Origin of the sequence: Bradyrhizobium sp. CCGUVB23 (assembly GCF_024199885.1) — a bacterium.
Lineage (GTDB): Bacteria > Pseudomonadota > Alphaproteobacteria > Rhizobiales > Xanthobacteraceae > Bradyrhizobium.
In genome coordinates, this window is record NZ_JANADQ010000001.1 from 5,495,435 (window position 1) to 5,516,936 (window position 21,502).

The following is a 21,502-nucleotide window of genomic DNA, read 5'->3' on the forward strand; positions in this document are numbered from 1 at the left end:
CGTGGTTCGAATCATATTCAGGTGGCCTCGGCGAGCTTGTAGGACCAGGTGTGGACGACAGGATACCGATTGACGTCGTCGATGCCGGCCATGATGCGCTCCTTGAGTTCGTGTTTTGAGGTCACCCGGATATGGCGCAGGACGGAACGAGCGAATTTGGAGAAGAAGCCTTCAATGAGGTTGAGCCAGGAGCCGTGCTTGGGCGTGAACGTAAACTCGAAGCGGCCTGCCGCTCGTGTATCGAGCCAGGCTCTGGTTTCTTTCGAGATGTGTGCGGAGTGATTGTCGAGAATCAACTTGATCGCGGTACCGGCCGGATAGGCAGCATCGATAAGTTTGAGGAATTCGATGAACTCGCGGCTGCGGTGGCGGTCTTTGACGAGAGCGTGGACCTTCCCTGTCAGCAGATCAATTCCAGCCAACAAGCTGAGCGTGCCATGACGTCTATACTCAAAATCGCGCGCAAAGGCCGGATAGACGCCTGGCACGGGCGGCAAATCCGGAGCCGTCGTCGCGATCGCCTGGATTCCAGGCTTCTCATCGTAGGAGATGATTGCTACCCGCTTGCCCGATTTCTTCGACCTGGCGGCGCCCTTCTTCAGGACCTGGACCTCGCGATAGACACACAAGACCTCCGCCATTTTCTGCTCGAACTCGGCATCGCGACGTTCCAGATAGTAGCGTACCTTGTGCGGCTTAATTTCCTCTTGGCCGAGAATCTTGCACACCGTGCCCTGGACCAGGTTGGCAAGGCATTGGTGTCCCGCCGACGGGCCATGTTCACGCGCATGGCGTGCCAGCAGCCGCGTCGTCCACAGCTCATGCGCGTAGCCGTGCTCCTTGGCTTTGTCGCACGCCAAAGACACCAGCCAGGCCTTGGCCTCCGCCGTGATCACCGGCTCCTTGCCCGGTCGCGGTCGGTCGTCGAGTGCGGCCAGCGCACCATTGGCTACCGCCCGCTCGATGCAGCGCTGAACCGTCTGATGATGCACACCAAGTCTTCGTCCCACGGCAAAGAACGACGGGTTCTCGCGATAGGCCAGCAGCATTGCTGCCCGCGACACCCGGCTCGCCGACTCGGTTCGAGACCGCGAAAGAGCCGTCAACGTTTCAACTTCCTTCTCAGTCATCGCCAACTCGACTGCTTGCCGCCATGTTGCCATGATACCAACCCTCGTTCGGACAATCCCAAAACGAGGAATCCACGAACACACTTCCAGTTCCGTGCCGGTTTCATGGAATCGGTCGTCTAGCTCTGCAACAATTTGGATATGGAATCATGACGCGGCTCCTCTCTGCCAGCTCTTATCTTCCGCCAACCTACGAGTTGTTGACTGAGGGTGGCGATGAGCGCATCCAACTTGACCCGAAAGGAGTGGCCAACAAATACGGGCGCCAACCTAGCCCCGACAGCGGCCTGCTTGCATTTGGTTCTGCGACGGCGTCCACGATCTCTGAAGCTGGATATTTTGCGGCTGAGCAGATCCGAAGCAGGCTGTTGGCGACCTTGCATGGCGATAACGCAGCAGAAATCTATTTGGCGGAAATCTCCAGGGTACGCAACGAATTCCTTGATCTCTACGGCCTAAGACAAGTTTCCGGAGTTGAGGTCATTGTGTGTCGGTCTGGGACGGACGCTCACATGCTCGCCGCGAAACTAGTGGCCGGAAGCCCTGCGACAAAGATGTTGGCAATTATGGTGCAATCATCGGAGACCGGGAGCGGTGTCGCGGATGCTTTGACTGGAGCTATGCATCCTCGGTATGCAGCGCAGGTTGCTTCGGGTGCAACAAGTAACGTCCGCAACTCCATTGATGTTGAGACGATAGCGATTCGCACGAAAGACTGCAGGCTCCGATCAATTGCGGCCATTGATGATGAACTCGAAGCGACGGTATCAAGGGCTGTGACGCGATACGATCGTATTCTTGTCGCGCTGACAGACCTTTCGAAAACTGGAGTGTTGGCTCCGAGTCCCACTCGGGTGCTAGATCTAAAGCGTCGCTGGCCTCATGCCATCGAAATTCTTGTCGATGCAGCTCAGTTCCGCTTGGCCTCAAGCACGTTACAAAGCTATCTCACCGCGGATTGTCTAGTGGTCATCACTGGGTCCAAGTTTGTGGGCGGTCCCGCATTTTCTGGGATGTTACTGATTCCAGCGGCTGCTGCGTGCCGCTTGATGAAGCACCCCGTGAATTTCTCGCTCAGTGAGACTAGCGCACGTGCGGAATGGCCAGAACATTGGCATGGCGTCCACTCACTTGACCATGTCAGTAACTTTGGACTGCTTTTGCGCTGGGAGGCTGCCCTCGCGGAATTGCGTGCCTTCCGCGCTATCCCAGACCAGGATATCGGAAAGGTCGTCCAATCCTTTCGCGATGCGATGGTATCCTGGCTCAGCGAGGCCCGTTATATTGATCTGCTAGACCAGCCGGGCTTGCATCGCTTTCCCTCGGTGACAGGAGAGCCGTGGGATCGGATGCCGACGATCTTTCCTTTCCTTTTGTTTCGAAGCGATCGGGGAGGAGGACGAAAGCCGCTGCCTGCCGAAGAGGCCAACAAAATCTACATGCAGATGAGGGAAAACCTGGTCACAGCAGCGAGCTTGCAGGAGGAGCCCAAGGCAATAGCTTCACGCTGCGAGTTGGGACAACCGGTTCTCTGTGGCGAGTTGGAGGGAACGGCCGTGGCTGCTCCGCGTCTATGTCTTAGCGCGAGATTAATCGTGGAAGCGGTCGCTGCGCGAGATCGAGGTCTCAACTGCCTGATCGAACGAGCCCTCACTTTGCTTGAAAAGGCCGCTTTCCTCGCCAGCAACATGTCCAAGGTCTCGTAGCATTTGTGCCGGCGGGGCATCCACTTTTCCAAGAATGCGTTGACGGTGGCGTCGAGCGCCTTGACCTTCGGCCGCCGCGCCAGCCGGCGCACCTCAACCGCTGCAAATCCGTTCTAGAGGAGCATGTTGTTTTTTGCCGGAATCGGGATTGAACGAAGCCGCTGTCGCGGCATGTAGGGAGCCATAGCAAGGATTGCGTCCTGTCTGAGAGGATTGCGGGTTTTCGAAGCCCAACCCTTCAGACAGGAGGTTTTCCGATGGCTGAGATCAGCCCACTTCGCCGCCGCATGATCGAGGATATGACGGTCCGCAATCTGTCACCGGCGACGCAGCAATCCTACCTCAACGCCGTAGCGAAGTTGAGCCGGTATTTCGGTCGCTCTCCCGACCGCCTTGACCTGGAGGATATACGTGCCTTCCAGGTTCATCTGGTGGCGACGGGGATGTCCTGGCCGGCGCTGAACCAAATCGTCTGCGCGCTGCGGTTCTTCTACGGTGTGACGCTTGGTCATGACACCGTTCCGGAACGCATCGCCTATGCGCGCCAACCGCGCAAGTTGCCGGTCGTGCTGAGCGCCGACGAGGTGGTGAGCTTTCTGGAGGCGATCCCGAGCCTGAAGAGCCGTACCGCGCTGACCACGGTCTATGCCGCCGGACTGCGCGTATCGGAAGTGGTCCTCTTGAAGGTTGTCGACATCGACAGCCAACGGATGTTGATCCGGGTCGAGGGCGGCAAGGACCGTTACGTGATGCTCTCGCCGCAGCTTTTGAGGATTCTGCGTAAGCGCTTTTTTCTACGCACCTGTGCAATTGAGAGCCCGGATGGGATGAGGTGTCCACCATGAACAAGGTGGACACCATCGATGATCACTCCAGAAGCCCCTTTTAAGCTTGAGACGCTCGGCGTGTTGCGGAATGGCCGTCGTCGCTATGACCCAGCCAGCAAACAGCGGCTGGTCGAGGCCTGTCTGCAGCCTGGCGTGTCGCTGGCGGGGCTGGCGTTGCAACACGGCGTGAACGCGAACCTGCTGCGCAAGTGGGTGGCCAAGCGACAACTTCAGAACGGGAATGGCCAGCCGGAGGCGCGGGCGGCGATTGCGCCGGCGTTTATTCCGGTGAGCGCGCCGTCGCGGTCGCCAACCCGATCTGCCGGCGCGATCGCCCTTTGCGCTACGGAGCGATCCTCTGCTGGGCGGCTGACGGCATCGATGCCGAACGGCGTGACGCTTTCGCTGGAAGGCGGCGACGCGCAGTTGTCGTTGACTGTCGAAAACCGCGCAAGAATGACGACGAGGTCGACGGCGGTAGAGCGAAGGCGTCCGCACGCGCGCTCACCAATCGCGCCGAAGCGGGCGGACGCCTTTGCGGCGACGACCAGCGTCTGAGTTGAGGAATAAAAGACGCGGGGCACGTCTCCGGGCGCCCTGAGGCTCCTTTCGACGTACCCCGCTTTGCGCCTGCCTTATGGTAGATCTGCGGGTAATCAGCGCCGCAGAAACAAAGCCGGCGTAACACCGATCTCAACTGGCAAGTGGGGCTCGATGTCACGCCCCACGGACGGTGCGCGGCCTGCACTATCGCACTGTCAGCGCATTCCGTCGACCTTTTCCACCAACCTCCGGCGGCGCTCCGAAAGGACCGCCGCGGATGCTCACGGGCCGCTTCTTTCTGTGCGGCCGCTGCCGTTCGCAGGTAACGATCTGCCGCAACTGCGACCGGGGACAACGCTATTGCGGCCATGACTGCGCCCGTGCTGCCCGCCGCGAGAGCCTGCGCGAGGCGGGACGGCGTTATCAGCGCAGCCGCCGCGGACGCCTGGCGCATGCGACCCGCGCCCGACGATACCGGGCGCGGCACAATAACGTGACGCATCACTCTCCACCCGCATGGCCTGTCGGTTCACTACTGCGCCGGCCTGCGGACGATGTCGTTGTTGCACCTACTGACGTCGGCGAGCGAGCGACGACATCGATCATGCCCATGCCGAGCTGTCGGTTCTGCGGCTGTCGGTTGTCGCTGTTCCTTCGTACCGGCTTCGTGCGTCGCCGGGGGCCTCGTCATGCTCACCCCTATGGAGGCCGAGACCCGACCGATGACCGTTACCCCTGAATTGGAAGCGCAGATCCTGCGTCTGTATCACGTCGAGAAATGGCGCTGCGGCACCATTGCGAAGCAGTTGCACGTTCATCACACGACCGTGCATCGCGTCCTGACCCAGGCCGGACTGCCCAGGAATAGGCCGATATTGCGCCCCACGAAGATCGAGCCCTATCTGCCGATCGTCCTGAAGACGCTGGAGCAGTTCCCCGCACTCACGGCCAGCCGCCTGTATGCGATGATGCGTGAGCGCGGCTACCGCGGGTCGCCCAGCTACTTCCGGCACCTGATCGCTCTGCACCGTCCACGCAAGCCAGCCGAGGCGTTCCTGCGGCTGCGCACGTTGCCGTCTGAACAAGGGCAGGTGGATTGGGGGCACTTCGGTCACATCGAGATCGGTCGCGCCCGCCGTCCGCTGATGGCGTTCGTCATGGTGCTGTCGTACTCGCGCGACATCTACCTGCGCTTCTTCCTCGATGCGCGCATGGAAAACTTCCTGCGCGGCCACATCGGCGCGTTCAACACATGGTGTGGGCTGCCCCGGGTCCTGCTCTACGACAATCTTAAGAGCGCGGTGCTCGAGCGCCAGGGCGATGCGATCCGATTCCATCCCACGCTGCTTGCCTTCGCCGGCCATTATCGGTTCGAGCCGCGTCCTGTCGCGGTTGCCCGGGGCAACGAAAAAGGCCGTGTCGAGCGCGCTATACGGCATATCCGGGAGGCATTCTTCATCGCCCGCAAGTTCACCGATCTCGACGAGCTGAATGCCCAGGCCGAACAATGGTGCCGATCCGAAGCGGCGGACCGACCATGTCCGGAGGATCGCGAGATGACAGTACGCCAGGCGTTCGCAAAGGAGCAACCACTGCTTCTGCCGCTGCCCGCCAACCCGTATCCCGTTGAGGAGCAGGTCGCCGTGAAGGTCGGCAAAACGCCCTATGTGCGGTTCGACCTGAACGACTACACGGTTCCCCATACCCATGTTCGGCGCATGCTGAGCGTGCGGGCCGATCTCAGCCAGGTCCGGATCTTCGACGGCGCGCAAATGATCGCCAGTCACCGTCGCAGCTATGATCGTGGCCAAGAGATCGAAGACCGACGACACCTGAAGGATCTCGCCGAGATCAAGCGTGAGGCGCGCCAGCATCGCGGCCTCAACAGCCTCACCCGAACCGTGCCGGTCTGTCAGACCCTGATGATCAGGGCCGCCGAACGTGGCGCCAACATCGGTGCGCTCACGACCGCGCTGCTGCGGCTGCTCGATCGCTACGGCGCAACGGAATTGCAGGCCGCCGTCGAGGACGCTTTGCGTGCGGGCTCCGTCCATGCGGCGACGGTCCGCGCCGCACTCGAACGTCGGCGCCTTGAGCGTGGTGAACCGCCGCCCGTCGAAACCAGCCTGCCCGAACATGTGCGGCGCAAGGATACAACGGTCCGGCCGCACCGCCTCGACAGCTACGACCAACTGACCCCTTCTGGAGATAACGACGATGAGCACTGATGATGCCCTGCTGAACCGCGCCAAGGCGCTGCGCCTCAACGGCCTGGTCGAACACTGGGACGAAATCGCCGGCGCCCCATGGCTGGCCCCCATGCTGCAATGGGAGGAGGAGGAACGTGCCCGGCGCTCGCTGCAGCGACGCCTGCGCGACGCCAGGATCGGTCACTTCAAACCGATGGCCGATTACGACTGGCTCTGGCCCAGGCGCCTCGACCGCGCCGCAGTGGAGCAATTGATGTCGCTGTCCTTCATGAACGACGCAACCAACATCGTCTTCGTCGGACCAAACGGCGTCGGCAAATCGACCCTCGCGCAGAATATCGCCTACCAGGCGCTCATCGCCGGTCACTCGGTCTTGTTCCGATCGGCCAGCGAAATGCTCGGCGAGCTTGCCGCCCTCGACAGCGATACCGCTTTGCGCCGAAGGCTCCATCACTACGCCGCCGCCGACGTTCTGGCGATCGACGAGGTGGGATATCTATCCTACTCGAACCGTCACGCAGACCTGCTGTTCGAACTCGTCAGCCGGCGCTATCAGGCCCGCTCCACAATCGTGACCACCAACAAGCCCTTCGCCGCATGGACGGAGGTCTTCCCAAATGCCGCATGCGTCGTCAGCCTCGTCGACCGCCTCGTGCACCGATCCGAGGTGATCTCCATCGACGGCGAATCCTACCGCCTCAAGGAAGCTCTGGAACGCGCCGAGGCCCAGAGCACACAGCATCGAAGCCGGCCCGCCAGTACCAACGAGAAGGAGCACGTTGCATGACCAGAAACCACCATCAACCATCCGGCCTCAACTTCGGGATCAGCTTCCTCATCAATCCCGAATGGACCCCGGAGCAGGCGCTCGCTGTCCACGAGCTCCTCAAGGATCTATCCGACAGCATCTGGTCGCACTACTGCCTCAAGATCCAGGAACTCATCCAGGAGCAACAAGCGCCGGCCGATCACCGCGACGACGAAGAGCAACCACACTCCTTCTGAAACACACACCACTGCGACACTCGGCGGCGGCCTTTGCGGGCCGCCTTTTTAGTTCCCTCACCATCCTACCGCCCATTCTTGTCGTCATTTTTGTGCGGATTTAGAAAGTCACCAACAGCAGTTGCTGTCGGTGGTGATTGAAGCGCTGGGGCGTTGCGATGTTCCGGCTGGCGTCTGATCTTCGAGTCTACCTTCACCGCGCGCCGATTGACTTCCGGGCGGGGATCAACAGCCTGGCGATCGTGGTCGAGCAGTCGATGGGGCAGGATCCGTTCCAGCGCGCGGTGTTCGCGTTCTGCAATCGCCGCCGCGACCGGGTCAAGCTGCTGATTTATGATCGGTCGGGATTTTGGATGCTGTTGAAGCGGCTGGAGGCGGACCGATTCCATTGGCCCCGAAGCCAGGAGGCGGTGCTGACGCTGACGACGGAGGAACTGCACTGGCTGCTTGACGGCATCGACATCGCGGCGGTGCGGCGCCATCCGGTGCGGCAATATCACAGCGTGGGCTGACCGTGTTCGATGCGGGCGGCGTCATCACCGCTATCGGGTGACGCCGCCAACCGCATGGAACCCGGTTGACGCGGCGGCATGACTTCGATTCAAGACTACGATGAGTCGCAAGCCCACGACGCACGAGATGGAAGCCCTGATCGCGGCGCACGCGGCCGAGATCGCGGCGCTGAAGGCCGAGAACGAGAAACTCGCGCAACGTGTCCTGCATCTTGAGGAGCAGTTGCGCCTGGAGCGCTTGCACCGCTACGCGCCGAAGAGCGAAAAGCTCAAGGAGCGCATCTTCAACGAAGCCGAGCAGGCCGCCGCTGAAAGCCGGGACGACGGCGATGTCGAGGCGGTCGCCGTGCCGGACATGGGATTGCCGGAGGCTCCAAAGCCGGCGCCGAAGACACGCGGCCGCAAGCCGCTGCCTGACGATCTGCCGCGCCAGCGCGTCGAACATGATCTGGGTGAGGATCAAAAGGACTGTCCGTGCTGCCGCAATCGGATGCATCGGATGGGCGAGACCGTCACCGAGCAGTTGCACGTCGAGGTAAAGGCGTCGGTGCTGCAACATGTGCGGTTCAAATATGCGTGCCGTCACTGCGAGCGCACCGCGCTGAACACCCCGATCGTGACCGCGCCGATGCCGGCGCAGCCGTTGCCGGGCAGCGTCGCCACGCCATCGACGCTGGCGCTCGTGCTCGCCAACAAATACGTCGACGGCACGCCGCTGTATCGTGTGGCGGACGCGCTGGGGCGGGCCGAGATCAGCATCAGCCGCGGGACGCTGGGCAACTGGGTGATCCGGGCGAGCGAATTGCATCTGCATCGGGTCTATGACGCGCTACAGCAAAAGCTCAGGGCGCAGCCCCTGGTCCACGGTGACGAAACCTGGGTGCAGGTTCTGAAAGAGGAGGGCCGGGACGCGCAGGCCAAATCCTTCATGTGGGCCTACCGCAGCGGCCAGGACTGCGCGCAGCCGGTCGTGCTGTTCGATTACCAGCCCGGTCGCGGTCAGGAGTATCCGCAGGCGTTCCTGGCCGGCTATCGCGGCTTGTTGATGAGCGATGGCTATGACGCCTGGCGCACGCTGACAGGCGCGACCCATCTCGGCTGTATGGCGCATGCCCGCAGGAAATTTACCGACGCGCTCAAGGCCAGGAAGACGCCCGGCGGTTCACCATTGCAGGCGCTCAAGTTCTTCGAGGCGTTGTATGAGGTCGAGAGAGTGGCGCGCCAGACGCCGCCCGACGGCGAAACGCGCGCCGCATACACCGTGCGGCTGCGCCAGCAGCATAGCCTGCCGGTATTGGCCGCCTTCAAGACGTGGCTCGACGACCAGGCGCCGAAGGTCCTGCCCGAAAGCTTGACCGGCAAGGCGATCGCCTATGCGCGCAACCAATGGGACTATCTGACCCGCTACACCAGTGACGGTCTTGCGCCAATCGACAACAATGTTCTGGAGCGCGACATCAGGCCGTTTTGCACCGGAAGAAAAAGTTGGCTGTTCAGCGATACCGTTGCCGGCGCCAAGGCAAGCGCCGTGATCTACAGTTTGGTGCTGACATGCCGGGCATGCGACGTCGATCCCTATGCATGGTTACGTCACGCGCTCACTGAACTGCCTCAGCGTGCGCCCGACGCCGACATCGAAGATCTGTTGCCGTTCAACTGCACCGGTCAAACACACCTGCCAGCTGAGAACAGCGGCTGACGTTCGAACGCTCAGGTCAACCAAGCCGTTCCGATGATCCCGCTGGGGCCCGGCGTCACACCACGCCGCGGCCACCCGCGCGCGCAGCCTGTGCAGTAAAATGCGCGCTTACGATTCTGCGGACGTATTGGCGGCTCACTCGGCCAAAGCGATGGTTGTTTCCCGGCCGCGACGACGAACGTCCGCTCGTCCCGAACGTGCTGCACGCCGCTTGCCGTTCAGCCTGTGCGGCAGCCGGCTTGAGCAAATCGGTGACAGTGCACACGTTGCGGCACACATTCGCGACCCATCTGCTGGAGAACGGGGCCGACGTGCGCATCATCCAGGTGTTGCTCGGCCATGCCAGTCTGGCCAGCACGGCGCGCTATACTCAGGTCGCCACAAAGACCATCAGCAACACGCCAAGTCCGCTTGACCGGCTCCGCCTGGAGGTCGTGCCGCCCGGCTGAGCGGACCTGATGGCTCCGGTTCTGGAAGTGGCGGATATCTTCCGCCGCCACGGCGAAGCGTTTCGGCAAGCCCGTGCCGAGCATCTGGGCCGCGTCGAGCGGCGCGTCATGGGCGCGATCACGGCATGCCGGACGGCTGTGCTCGGCGGCCACGTCGAGCAGTGCGATGACTGCGGCGCCACACGCATCGCCTATAACTCCTGTCTTATGGGCAAAGCCGGTAATGTGGAGCTGCCGATCGCGATCACCGTATTTTCCTGTGTATTGCCGCTCTCGAGCTCTCCATTACAAGTCGCCCGTGCGGCCCCGTTGGGTCGGCCACTGATGGCCGGTCACATACGGAGACGGACATGTTGGAGACGTACTTCTCGGCAGCGAAGATGCTGGGGCATCTGCGCAGTGGGCCGAGCGGGCCTTACCTTGACGGGTTTGCAGCGGCGCTGGAGCGGCAGGGCTATGGCCCCGCGACAGCGGTACGCTATTTGCGAGCGGCGGCCCACATCGGCCATGTCATGGCCGAGCAAGGCGCGGGCCTGACGGACGTCGATCTCGCCGCGTTCGGCGAGCACCTGCGCACTTGCCGGTGTCCACGCGCCAAAGGCGGCCGGCGCAACCACCACACCATCTACGGTGCCAAGCTCTTTCGTCGGCACCTCGTCGAGCTCGGCCTTTGCCGGTCCGCGGCCGTGGGGGCAGCACCCACCGAGCCGCAGCTGGTCGCCGACTTCAAGACGTGGCTGCGCAAGCATCGCGGCGCATCCGATGCCACCGTCAGGCTCTACGCCCGCGACGCCGCGGGCCTGATGATGGAGCTTCGATCTGACCCGGACGGCTGGAGGCCGAACGATGTCCGCAGTTACTTCCTGGAGCGGGCGAGCAATAGCGGGAGTGGCACGATCGAGAAGATGACGACGAGCCTGCGGGCCTTCCTGCGGTATCTCGCAGTCGCAGGCCGTTGTCAGGCAGGTCTCGACGGCGCCGTTCCAGCCTACGCTCATTGGCAGCTTGCCGACATGCCCCGGTATCTGTCGACCGAGCAGGTCGACCGGCTGATCGCTGCCTGTGACGGCGACGTCGGTGGGCGCCGGCGTGATCGTGCGATCGTACTTTTGTTGGTGCGTCTCGGCCTGCGGGCCGGTGACGTGGCGCAACTGCGTCTCGCGGATATCGAGTGGCAAACGGGATCGCTACGGGTCTGCGGCAAGTCGCGCTACGAGGTCCGGCTGCCGCTACCGCAAGACGTCGGGGATGCGATCGCCGCCTACCTCGAATGCCGGCCGTCTACCCGCCGGAACGATCTCTTGTTCCTGCGCACGATCGCACCGTGCCGGCCATTCCGACGAGGCGACGGCATCTCGTCGGTGGTCAAGCGTATCATGAAGCGGGCCGACATCGTGGCGCCGGTCAAAGGGGCCCACGCTCTGCGGCACACCGCGGCGACCGAGATGCTGCGCCATGGCGTGCCGCTCGACAAGATCGGCCTCGTCCTTCGGCATCGCGGCATCGACACGACGGCCTATTACGCAAAGGCCGACGTCGCGCTGCTGAAGCAGGTTGCTCAGCCGTGGCCGGAGGCGCTCTGATGCTCGACGCCATCGAGACCTATCTCGCGCTCCGCCGCACCACGGGCTTCGCGATGTCGACCGCGGAGTACCTGCTGAAGAGCTTTGCCGCCTTCGCGGCCGAGCGCGGACAAACGTACGTCGAGACAAAAACAGCGATCGACTGGGCCGCGCTCGGACCATCCGTCGCGCAACGCGATGCAAGGCTCAGAGCCGTCTGTCGCTTCGTACGCCATGTCCGGGTGGAGGACGTCGGGCACGAGCTGCCGCCGGCAAATCACTTCGGCGCCCGCAAGAAGCGTCGCACGCCGCACATCTACACGACAGACGAGATCAGTCGGCTGGTCGAAGCTGCGCTGCGGCTTCGGCCAACGCGCGGCTTGCGCCCGCACACGCAAGCGACCTTGATCGCGCTGCTCTCATCCACCGGGCTCAGGACCTCCGAAGCCCTGAAGCTGACGATCGCGGATGTGACCCGCGACGGTCTGCTGATCCGCGAGACCAAGTTCCGCAAGACGCGACTGGTGCCGCTGCACGACACGGCGGTCGCCGGCTTGCAGCGATACCTGGCACGTCGCGGGCCCGGCTCAGACGATGATCCGGTCTTCATCGACAAGCGCGGTCGGCCGCTACGCTACATTGCCGTCAAGGAGACCTTCGACAGGCTGGTCGACAAGGCTGGCATCAGATCGACGTCGGCTCGCCGTCCTCGCCTGCACGATCTACGGCATAGTTCCGGCACCGCGATTATTCCGGCAACCGGCGGCGAGCTGCATTTTTCCGGGCGGATCACGCGAGGGTGAGCGCATCGTTGGCGGAATAATCAGAGAGCTTGCAGGAAGGCGAGGACGCGATCGCTCGGCCGATAGCGAGATGCGGGGATCCGTGTGGCTGTAGTCATCGCCAACGCCTTTTCCTTCAGCCGCATGTCAGCCTGCAGGTAAATGGAAGTCGTCTCCATATTTTCATGCCCTAACCAGAGGGCGATGACGGAGCGATCGACGCCGTGGCGAAGAAGGTTCATCGCCAGCGAATGTCTCAAGGAGTGGAACGTGACGCGTTTTTTGGTCAACGTGGGGCACTGACGACGAGCGACGGCAAGATGTTTTTTGAGCAAGTACTCCAGACCGTCGGAGCCCAAGGCCCGACCGCGGGTAGTTGGAAAGACCGGATCAGAGGGTTGACCACGCCGTTCTCGCAACCACGCGCGCAGAACCGTAACGGTCTCTCTGCGAAGCGGAGTACATCTTGTCTTCCGTCCTTTCCCCAAGCACTGCACGTGTGCGCCTGTACCCAGCACGATGTTCTCGCAGCGCAGGCCGGTCACCTCTGATACGCGCAATCCGGTCTGCACAGCGAGCAGCAACAGAGTTCGATCACGTCGTCCACTCCAAGTGTTGAGGTCTGGCGCGGCAAGCAGAAAATCAATTTCGACCGCGGTGAGAAAGCATATAGGTCGTCGCACGTAGCGTTTGCTGGGTATGGCAAGCACACGCTGCGCCAAAGCACTGTACTCGGGCGCATGCAATGCAACGTAGCGAAAGAACGAATGAAGAGCGGCCAAACGTACATTGCGACTACGGGCGCTGTTGTCGCGTGTTTTCTCAAGATGATCGAGGAACGTGCCGAGGAATGCCGTGTCCAAGTCCGGTAAAACCAACTGCGAAGGGGTTTTGCGGAGCCGTTGCTGTGCATATTGCATCAGCAAGCGAAAGGTGTCGCGGTAGCTTGCGATCGTGTGGGGACTTGCCTGCCGCTGTCGCATCAGGCGATCCATGAAGAATGACTCCAACAGAACGGGGAACTGGCTGGCACCTTTCATGGACGGGCCCTCCGCTCGGATCGTTCCACTCGTCTTAGCGCGTAGCGCAACAACTGCGGGGTCGCCGTCAAGTACCACTGGGTATCAGTGATATGTGCGTGCCCCAAGTACGTGGCAAGCGTGGGCAGACGGCGCTCGACATCGATCCCGCCGCGATACCATTTGAGAAGCGTATTGATGGCCAGCCGATGACGGAATCCATGCAGACGGGGGCCGTGCGAGTCGCCGGGAGCGCGCAGGCCGATCTCATGGGAGACTTTAACGAACGTCCATCGCAGCATGTCATACGTCACGCGGGTTCCGCGGTCGGAGAGGAAGAAGTGGGGACTGGCGGGCGTGCGGCACAAGCGATCCCGAAGCTTCGCGTAGCGCTCCAGAGCCCGCCGCGTGGATAAATGCACAGGCACGAATCTCGTCTTGCCAAACTTGGTATCCCGGATCGTCAGCACGCCGTTAGCGAGGTCCACGTCCTCACGACGCAGGCACAATGCTTCGTTGGCTCGCAGACCGGTGGCAACGTACAGCCCGAATAGCGTGGCATAGGTGTGCGGTCGCAAGCCGTTTGTGGACGGCAACCGTCGAGCCGCCTTCAATAGACGGATGATCTGCTCGTCGCTGTAGATATAGGGCGCGACCCGACGATACCGATGGGGAAGCAAGTCGGGAGGCGGCACCTTGGTCCGCGGATCGTTGCCGTAGCAATACCGGGCGAAACGGCGCACCATCCCCAAACGGTTGGCCCACTGAGAGGGCTGTGCGTGGGCCGGCTGGGTTGCCCACTTCAAAGCCAGTTCAGGCGTGATGTAATCGGCGTGCGCGTGTTCGGCAAAGTCAACAAATCGCCGCAACAGACGTCCTGTCAGAATGAGCTTGTGTCCCAAAGCGCGACGGGCGCCGAGATACTCATCGAGCGCGGTTCGCAACGAGTTCATGAAACACCTCCCATCCAGGGAAGGGCAATGCCGCGCAACGCCTTGATATCGACTTTGGCGTAGATTTGCGTGGTTGTCGGCTGCTTGTGACGGAGGAGTTGACCGATCTCGCCCAAGGATGCGCCTCTGCGCAACATCGTGGTCGCCAGGGAATGCCTCAACAGGTGCGCCCCTTTGAAATCCGGATCTAATCCAGCGCGTTTGAGGGCGCGGCGAACCACGCAGCAAATAGCGGTGAGGCGAAGGCCACGCAGCGGAGCCTTCAATCGGATAAAGACATTGCGCGACGAACACGCGGGACGGACGTGACGAAGATAGTGAACCAGGGCCGTCCCGACATCTCTGGGCAATGGCAATCGTTCCAACCGCTGACCCTTGCCGCGCACAATCATCTCGCCGTGCTCCCAGTCCAGGTCGTCCAAGGTCATCGCCAGGACTTCTCCACCGCGCAAGCCCAGTCGAGCCAGCAGCAGCAAGATAGCGTAGTCGCGTTGGCCGGACGGCGTGCAGCGATCACAGCTGCGGAGCAGTTGCTCGACTTGTCCCGGCGGTAGCGACTTGGGTATGTGAGACAATCGCCAGTGAGCTACCCCGGGCAGCGCGGCGGCCAAGTCAGTCTTGATGGCCCCACGTTGGCGCAGGAAACGCAGAAACGAGCGCAGCGCCGTGACTGTCATCCGGGCATGAATGCGACTGACGCGCCGTCCTTGACGAAGAATGAAGCGATTCAGGTCCGCTGGGCGCAGCTCCTCAAGGCGCAGCGACTTGGTCCCGAAGCGCTCGGTCAGAAGTCTCCTCACTATCGGCAGATAGCAAACCACCGTCGCACGTGCCAGGCCGCGCTCCGAACTCAGGAATCTGCAGTAGTCTCGAATGATCCGATCGAGAGCGGTTCGGTCCATCTTTTGTGGTAACGAAGAGATGACTCCGAGGCGGCGGCGTAAAAACTCCAGCAACTGATGGCCGGTAAACACATCGCCGCGCCGGAGCGAGCGGCGATCGTAGGCGTGAAACTGCTTGAGCCTCTGCTCATCAAGTCTTGCCAGCGGCAGTCCACGTCGTGCGAGCCAGCGGCTGAGATCCGCCACCAGAGCTCGCTTCACCTTTACCGTCCGCGAGGGGTAACCCTCACAAACCAGGAACTCCGCGAATCTATCGATGTAACAAGCCAGCGGCCCGACGCAGACGCGTTGACCTGACGCCGTTGCAGCACCGTTGTGAGTAATCGTCATCGTCCGTCTCCTCAAAACCGGGGAACGATCCCCAATGGGAGACGGCAGGTTGTCTGATTATCCCGCCAACGATGCGCTCACCCTCGCGTAATCCCCCGGAAAATGCGGGAGCTCGCCGCCGGTTGCCGGAATAATCGCGGTGCCGGAACTATGCCGGTAATTCCGCCAGCGGAATTACTGGCACACGTTTGCGGTGCGCGCGCTGCAAGGCAGCCCTACCGGCCGAGGCCGGTGCGGGGCGCACATGGCGGCACTCGCGACCTACATGGGTCACGTCAACATCTATGCGACCTACTGGTATCTCGAGGCCACGCCCGACCTCTTGCGCGATGTCGCCATGGCCGGCGAAGCGTTCATGTCCGAAGGGAGGTCAGCATGACGCCGATCGCTCCCCTCATCGAGACGTTCCTGCGCGACACCCTCGCTTGCCAGCGGGGCGCCAGCCGGCACACGAGGGACTCCTATGCCTCGAGCTTCCAGCTGCTGTTCGTGTTCGCCGCCGACCGGCTCAAGGTCAAACCTTCGGCGCTGACGCTCGAACAGATCGATGCCGGGCTCGTCAGCGCCTTCCTCGAGCATCTTGAGGACGAGCGCAAAAACGCGGCCGTGACGCGCAACGTTCGCCTGGCGGCGATCAAGTCGTTCTTCCGCTTCCTCGAGTACCGGCAGCCGGCGGCGCTCGAGCAGATCCGCCGTGTACTGGCGATCCCGTTCAAGAAAACTGACACGCGCCTGGTACCCTACCTTCTGCGCGAAGAGCTCCAAGCCGTGCTCGACGCTCCCGATCCAGCGACACGCGATGGCATCCGCGATCGCGCAATGCTGCACGTGGCCGTCTGCGCAGGGCTGCGCGTCTCCGAGTTGACGGGCCTCAAGGTCGATGACATCGACCTGCCTTCGATGTGCATCCGGGTGCTCGGCAAGGGACGCCGGGAGCGGACGCTGCCGTTGTGGAAGCCGGCGGCCGCTGCACTGCGTGCCTGGCTGGCCATCCGCGGGCGGGTCGCGACACCCGAGGTGTTCGTCAACGCCCGTGGTGAGCCGCTGAGCCGATGGGGCTTTGCCTATCTGCTCAGGCAGCACGCCGCGACTGCGGCTCGCAAGCAGCCCGGTCTCGCCAAGAAACGCGTCTCGCCCCACGTGCTCAGGCACACCTGCGCGATGGTCGTACTGCAAGCGACCGGGGACATCCGGAAGGTGTCGCTGTGGCTGGGCCACGCTACACTGACGACCACCGAGGTCTACACGCGCGGCGATCCAACCGAGAAGCTCGATGCGATGGAGGCGATCGTGCCGCCCCACCTGCGGCGCGGCGTCTTCCAGCCCACCGACCAGCTGATCGAACTCCTCAGGCGTACCTCGTAATGGAGAGCGGGGTTGGCGGTGATTGGTGCAGGAGCGCGATCAAATTGCCGCCAGCTCCCCATTACCGGCTTTGCCCATAAGGCAGGTAATGGGCGTCACCCATTACCTGCCGCAATCGGCATTGCCCGAAGTGCCAGGGCGCGGCGCGCGCGCAATGGCTCGCCGAACGGCAAGCTGAACTCCTTCCCGTACCGTATTTCCACGTCGTCTTCACCATGCCGGCCGCCGCCGGAGAGATCGCCTTCCAGAACAAGGCCGTCGTCTATGCCATCCTGTTCCGCTGCGCGGCCGAGACGCTCACCACCATCGCAGCCGACCCCAAGCATCTCGGCGCTCAGCTCGGCGTGACTGCCGTCCTCCATACCTGGGGCCAGACCCTGCAACACCATCCGCATATCCACTGCGTCGTGCCGGGCGGTGGACCCTCGCTCGACGGCGCACGCTGGGTCGCTTGCCGGTCCGGCTTCTTCCTGCCAGTGCGCGTCCTCTCCCGGCTGTTCCGCCGCCTGTTTCTGCAAGAGCTGCAAGCTGCCTTCGCGGCTGGCGAGCTGGGCTTCTTCGGCGCTCTCGCCCATCTCGCCGATCCCGCTGCATTCGCCGCGCGCCTTAATCAACTTCGACGGACCGACTGGGTCGTCTATGCCAAGCCGCCATTTGGCGGGCCCGAACAGGTGCTGGCTTATCTCGGCCGCTATACGCATCGCGTCGCCATCGCCAACAGTAGGCTGCTCTCGCTTGCCGACGGCAAGGTGAGCTTTTCCTGGAAGGACTATCGGCAAAATCGCAAAGCCAAGGTAATGACGCTTGATGCCGACGAGTTCATTCGCCGCTTTCTCCTGCACACCCTGCCGGACGGCTTCCACCGCATCCGGCACTACGGCTTCCTCGCCAACGGCGGGCGCAACGATAAGATCGCCCTCTGTCGTCAACTCCTTGCTGTCTGCAACGCGCCAACTGATCAAGAAGCCGCCCCCGATCCCCTCGCCACATGCGAGATCCCCGTCTGCCCACATTGCGGCGGCACCATGCGGCGCGTCGATGTCGTCCCGCGAGCGAGCGCGCCCGACCAACCGTTTCGTTGTGATACGTCATGACCAACACCCGCACCATCCAGCCCTTCCGTGGTCCGCTTCTCAGCGGTGACGTTCGATGTCGCCGTGGCCGCGTTCGTCACCAAACACCTCGCCAATCGTTCGGCCACGCGTTCCAGCGCAGCAAACCGCTCGCTGGATCGCGCCCTTGGCCCGATCAATTGGGCTCTTCACATCCGACGAATGTGTCGCCGACGCGCGGCGACCACAGGCGCGCCTTCCCAGCAGCCGCATCCGCGGCACTATTCCCATAGCGCCCACAACTCCGCAGCTTCGTTCAATCCGGCTTCTGTGAGGTCGCACGCACGATCGGGCGCGCGGCTCGCGCCTGCCACGCGACCTCACAGAACCCTCAAGATTCCCAGCGGGCGCGATTTCTGATTCAAACTCCATGCTGGGGAACGGGGGCCAGCATGGATGACGCGACCCTATTCGGAAGACATTCGCGAACGCGCCCTGGCCCGGGCTGACGCCGGCGAGACCGTCCGTTCGATTGCAGAAGCGCTTCAGATAAGCCCCTCCTGTGTGACGAAGTGGAAGAATCTGAGACGGGAGACTGGCGGCGTTTCGCCCGGCAAGATCGGCGGTCACAAGAAGCCGGTTTTGTCCGGCGCCAATGCCGACTGGCTGCGCAAGCGCATTCGCTCGAGGCCATTCACCTTGCGGAAGCTGACACAGGAGCTGGCGTCGCGCGGGATCAAGACAGACGTGCGGGCGGTGTGGACGTTTGTGCACGCCGAAGGGCTGAGCTTCAAAAAAAACGATGCTGCCGGCCGAACAAGATCGTCCCGACGTCGCCCGTAAACGGACGCGCTGGAAGACCCATCAGGGCAGGATCGACGCTTCGCGCCTGGTCTTTATCGACGAGACGTGGATCAAGACCAATATGGCACCGCTGCGCGGCTGGGGACCGAGTGGGCAGCGTCTCCAAGCATCTGCGCCCTTCGGACACTGGAAAACCATGACCTTCATCGCGGCATTGCGTCATGACCGGATCAGCGCGCCATGGGTGATCGACGGCCCCATCAATGGTGAGCTCTTCACCCTCTATGTCGAACAGGTGTTGGCGCCCACTCTGACAACGGGCGAGGTCGTGATCCTCGACAACCTCGGCAGTCACAAGGGAAAGCAGGCGCGCAACGCCGTCCGCGCCAAGGGAGCCCATCTGCTCTTCCTGCCGCCCTACAGCCCCGACCTCAATCCGATCGAGCAGGTCTTCGCCAAACTCAAACACCTGATCCGAGCCGCAGAGCCACGCGACGTCGAGGCAACCTGGCGAAAGGTCGGCGAACTCCTCGACCTCTTCTCCAACGAGGAGTGCGCCAATTACCTCAAAAACTCAGGCTATGTTTCCGTATAAACGCATCATGCTCTAACCGCAATCGGCCGCGATCGTACGCGCTCAAGCATCGCTTGTGAAAACGAGTCTGCTCGTCAGCCGCCACAAACGCATGACAAGGAGCGCGGCGCAGACGGCCGTCCCGATTGATAAGCCAATCCAAATACCGATTGCGCCGAGACCCATTTTCAAACCGAGCAGGTAGCTGAGGGAGAGGCCGACCAGCCAATAAGCGATGCCAGCGAACAGAAGCGGCACGCGCGTGTCCTTCAATCCGTGAAGGCCGCCCGCAGCGATGCTCTGCACGGCATCGGTAACAAAAAAGCTTGCGCCGACCAAAAGCAGCTCTGCAGCGAGTCCAATCGTCGCGCCGGCATTGATGGACGATCCGCCCAGAAATGACTCAGCGATCTCAAAACGCGCAGCGATCACCGCAAGGGTCAGAACTGCAGTGATTGCGACACCGAACAACATCGCGACCAGACCCGCGCGCTTAACGGCAGGGACGTCATTGCGGCCTGCAGCGTGCCCAACCCGCACGGTCGCCGCCATGCTGATGCCGAAGGGAATCATGAGCAAAATCGTAGAAACCTGGACGGCGATCTGGTGGGCTGCAAGCGCGGTGGTGCTGATCGCGGCTACCAGGAAGGCCGCAGCAGAAAAAAATCCAGACTCGGTCAGAATGGCCATGGAGATTGTCGTCCCGACCGCAATCAGCTGCCGCATCAAGGGCCAATCGAAGCGCCAGAGATCTGCAAGCACGTGGTAGTCATGGAAAGGTCGACGCTTTGCGACGAACCACAAAGCGGCCAAAAACGTCGCGCAGTTCACCATCGTCGTCGCAAGACCCGCTCCTAATAGTCCGAGCCGCGGCAGCCCGAGCTGGCCGCAGGCCAAGAGAAAGACCAACAGCGCATTGATGGGGACTGCCACCAGCGTGATCCACAAGGCTGGCTCAGGCCGATTAATCGCCGCCATGAAACTGCGGACGGCGGAGAACCACATTGCTGGCAGCGCGCCCCAGGCGAGCCCAAACAGATATTGCTGAGCAAGCCGAGCCGTTTCCGGAGGGGAGCTGAGCGCAAGCAGAAGTTCTTCGCCATACAGTGGAAAGGCCATCATTGGCATCCACAAAAGGAGCGCCGCCCAGAATCCCGTACGCAGGCAGCGTGCTACCAGAGCCGGATTGGCCGCGCCAAATGCCTGAGCCGAAAGCGGTGCCACTGCTGACACCACGCCTGAGGCGAAGGTGAGGCTGATGGTTAAGACTGTCCCCGCCAGCGCTGCCGCTGCCATCGCCTCGGCGCCGATCCGTCCAATGAACGCAAGATCGGTCGTCATCATCGCGATTTGCCCGAGCTGAGTCAGCGCCATTGGGAACGCGAGTCTCGCTGTTTCGCCGAGCTCGACAGCGAGGTGATGGCAAGCTATCCATCTTGGCAGTCCATACCGCAAACGTGACGTCGCATTTGTTTCGGGAATCTTTTCCATAGAGTTTCTGCTCGGTTGGCTTCTTGTAAAGCGAACCGCTTCATTGAGAGCATCCTCTTCCGCTCTGGTTCGCTGCGGCGCACAATGCGGACCCACTATCCAGCGTGGCAGCGAGGCGCACGCGAGCTCCTGTCCTCCATTGGCGCCGGTTTCTGGCGAATTTCGACAAACACCAGGGACTATGCCGGGCCGTATTGGTTCGACTGCAATCCTATTAAGTGGAGCGTTTGCCATTCGTGTTGCTCGTTGAAAGTTTCTGCGCCAGAGACATCGTCCCGATTTCGAGATCGTACAATTCAACGCTACGTGCGGTTCAAGCCCCTCAAGAGCCCCTTGTGTGCTTGGGTCGAAAACCCAAAAAGAGAGCGGACGTCCTCTATGTCCTCTTGGAGCTCCGGATCAGGGAACGCGGTTCGTCGGACGACATGTGATGCAGGCTGTTGCATTGCTGGTCACATCGTAAAAAGAGTTCGCGGCAGAGCCACTTGCGCCAAGTGTCATTTGTACTCGCTGAGGTGATGCTATTCTCGAAGCGTCTGAGGAAAGCCGGTTGAGGAAGGCGCTTACCGCCGTGGATGGCGAAACGT

Annotated in this window: 17 protein-coding genes and 4 pseudogenes; 16 read left to right on the forward strand and 5 right to left on the reverse strand. The window is 62.1% G+C overall.

Annotated features, from left to right (window positions below; all coding sequences use genetic code 11):
* Positions 1-17: 17 nt before the first annotated feature.
* A complete protein-coding gene (locus NLN62_RS25235) occupies positions 18-1,130 on the reverse strand; it encodes an IS630 family transposase (protein WP_254107580.1) in 1,113 nt (370 codons plus the stop codon).
* 149 nt (positions 1,131-1,279) lie between these two features.
* Here NLN62_RS25235 and NLN62_RS25240 point away from each other — a divergent pair, with 149 nt between their 5' ends.
* The 12 genes and pseudogenes from NLN62_RS25240 (at position 1,280) to NLN62_RS25295 (ending at position 12,446) form a co-directional block, all read left to right on the forward strand.
* A complete protein-coding gene (locus NLN62_RS25240) occupies positions 1,280-2,836 on the forward strand; it encodes a hypothetical protein (RefSeq protein ID WP_254110614.1) in 1,557 nt (518 codons plus the stop codon).
* 257 nt (positions 2,837-3,093) lie between these two features.
* Positions 3,094-3,618, forward strand: a pseudogene (locus NLN62_RS25245) (tyrosine-type recombinase/integrase); the annotation flags it as partial.
* A gap of 81 nt (positions 3,619-3,699) precedes the next feature.
* Complete coding sequence (locus NLN62_RS25250) at positions 3,700-4,221, forward strand: transposase (RefSeq protein WP_254110615.1); 522 nt, start codon at positions 3,700-3,702, stop codon at positions 4,219-4,221.
* Positions 4,222-4,895: 674 nt separating this feature from the next.
* A complete protein-coding gene (gene istA, locus NLN62_RS25255) occupies positions 4,896-6,434 on the forward strand; it encodes an IS21 family transposase (RefSeq protein ID WP_254108352.1) in 1,539 nt (512 codons plus the stop codon).
* Entirely contained in the window at positions 6,424-7,203 is a 780-nt protein-coding gene (gene istB, locus NLN62_RS25260; protein ID WP_254108353.1) for an IS21-like element helper ATPase IstB, read from the forward strand. The genes istA and istB overlap by 11 nt, the downstream gene beginning before the upstream one ends.
* Positions 7,200-7,421, forward strand: a complete 222-nt coding sequence (locus tag NLN62_RS25265; RefSeq protein ID WP_254108354.1) for a hypothetical protein — start codon at positions 7,200-7,202, stop codon at positions 7,419-7,421. Before istB ends, NLN62_RS25265 begins: the two co-directional genes overlap by 4 nt.
* A gap of 158 nt (positions 7,422-7,579) precedes the next feature.
* On the forward strand, positions 7,580-7,933 hold the full coding sequence (gene tnpB, locus NLN62_RS25270) for an IS66 family insertion sequence element accessory protein TnpB (protein ID WP_254108309.1): 354 nt from the start codon (positions 7,580-7,582) through the stop codon (positions 7,931-7,933).
* 100 nt (positions 7,934-8,033) lie between these two features.
* Positions 8,034-9,632, forward strand: coding sequence for an IS66 family transposase (locus NLN62_RS25275; protein WP_371932934.1), 1,599 nt, complete (start codon positions 8,034-8,036; stop codon positions 9,630-9,632).
* A 107-nt stretch (positions 9,633-9,739) separates the two neighbouring features.
* Positions 9,740-10,081 (forward strand): annotated as a pseudogene (locus NLN62_RS25280) (tyrosine-type recombinase/integrase); the annotation flags it as partial.
* A gap of 9 nt (positions 10,082-10,090) precedes the next feature.
* Positions 10,091-10,285: pseudogene (locus NLN62_RS25285) on the forward strand (transposase zinc-binding domain-containing protein); the annotation flags it as partial.
* 146 nt (positions 10,286-10,431) lie between these two features.
* A complete protein-coding gene (locus NLN62_RS25290; protein WP_254110616.1) occupies positions 10,432-11,664 on the forward strand; it encodes a tyrosine-type recombinase/integrase in 1,233 nt (410 codons plus the stop codon).
* Entirely contained in the window at positions 11,664-12,446 is a 783-nt protein-coding gene (locus NLN62_RS25295) for a tyrosine-type recombinase/integrase (RefSeq protein WP_254110617.1), read from the forward strand. Before NLN62_RS25290 ends, NLN62_RS25295 begins: the two co-directional genes overlap by 1 nt.
* A gap of 20 nt (positions 12,447-12,466) precedes the next feature.
* Here the strand turns inward: NLN62_RS25295 and NLN62_RS25300 are convergent, their stop codons facing one another.
* From NLN62_RS25300 to NLN62_RS25310, 3 genes are read right to left on the reverse strand one after another with little or no spacing between them, the layout of a single operon-like run.
* Positions 12,467-13,465, reverse strand: a complete 999-nt coding sequence (locus NLN62_RS25300; RefSeq protein ID WP_254108750.1) for a tyrosine-type recombinase/integrase — start codon at positions 13,463-13,465, stop codon at positions 12,467-12,469.
* Positions 13,462-14,397, reverse strand: a complete 936-nt coding sequence (locus NLN62_RS25305) for a tyrosine-type recombinase/integrase (protein WP_254108751.1) — start codon at positions 14,395-14,397, stop codon at positions 13,462-13,464. Before NLN62_RS25305 ends, NLN62_RS25300 begins: the two co-directional genes overlap by 4 nt.
* On the reverse strand, positions 14,394-15,629 hold the full coding sequence (locus NLN62_RS25310) for a site-specific integrase (protein ID WP_254108752.1): 1,236 nt from the start codon (positions 15,627-15,629) through the stop codon (positions 14,394-14,396). The genes NLN62_RS25305 and NLN62_RS25310 overlap by 4 nt, the downstream gene beginning before the upstream one ends.
* Before the next feature lie 244 nt (positions 15,630-15,873).
* Between NLN62_RS25310 and NLN62_RS53005 the strand changes: the two genes are divergently transcribed.
* The 4 genes and pseudogenes from NLN62_RS53005 (at position 15,874) to NLN62_RS25325 (ending at position 19,445) form a co-directional block, all read left to right on the forward strand.
* On the forward strand, positions 15,874-16,008 hold the full coding sequence (locus tag NLN62_RS53005; RefSeq protein ID WP_256575959.1) for a hypothetical protein: 135 nt from the start codon (positions 15,874-15,876) through the stop codon (positions 16,006-16,008).
* Complete coding sequence (locus NLN62_RS25315) at positions 16,005-16,994, forward strand: tyrosine-type recombinase/integrase (protein WP_254110618.1); 990 nt, start codon at positions 16,005-16,007, stop codon at positions 16,992-16,994. Before NLN62_RS53005 ends, NLN62_RS25315 begins: the two co-directional genes overlap by 4 nt.
* A gap of 104 nt (positions 16,995-17,098) precedes the next feature.
* A pseudogene (locus tag NLN62_RS25320) lies at positions 17,099-18,088 on the forward strand (IS91 family transposase); the annotation flags it as partial.
* Between the two features lie 414 nt (positions 18,089-18,502).
* Positions 18,503-19,445, forward strand: a protein-coding gene (locus NLN62_RS25325; protein WP_254110619.1) for an IS630 family transposase whose coding sequence is annotated in 2 segments (ribosomal slippage) — positions 18,503-18,838 and positions 18,840-19,445 — 942 coding nt in all. Because the reading frame shifts where the segments join, the coding sequence is not laid out codon by codon here.
* 42 nt (positions 19,446-19,487) lie between these two features.
* Here NLN62_RS25325 and NLN62_RS25330 read toward each other — a convergent pair.
* Positions 19,488-20,915 (reverse strand): MATE family efflux transporter, encoded by a 1,428-nt coding sequence (locus NLN62_RS25330; protein ID WP_254110620.1) that lies wholly within the window; start codon positions 20,913-20,915, stop codon positions 19,488-19,490.
* Positions 20,916-21,502: the final 587 nt, after the last annotated feature.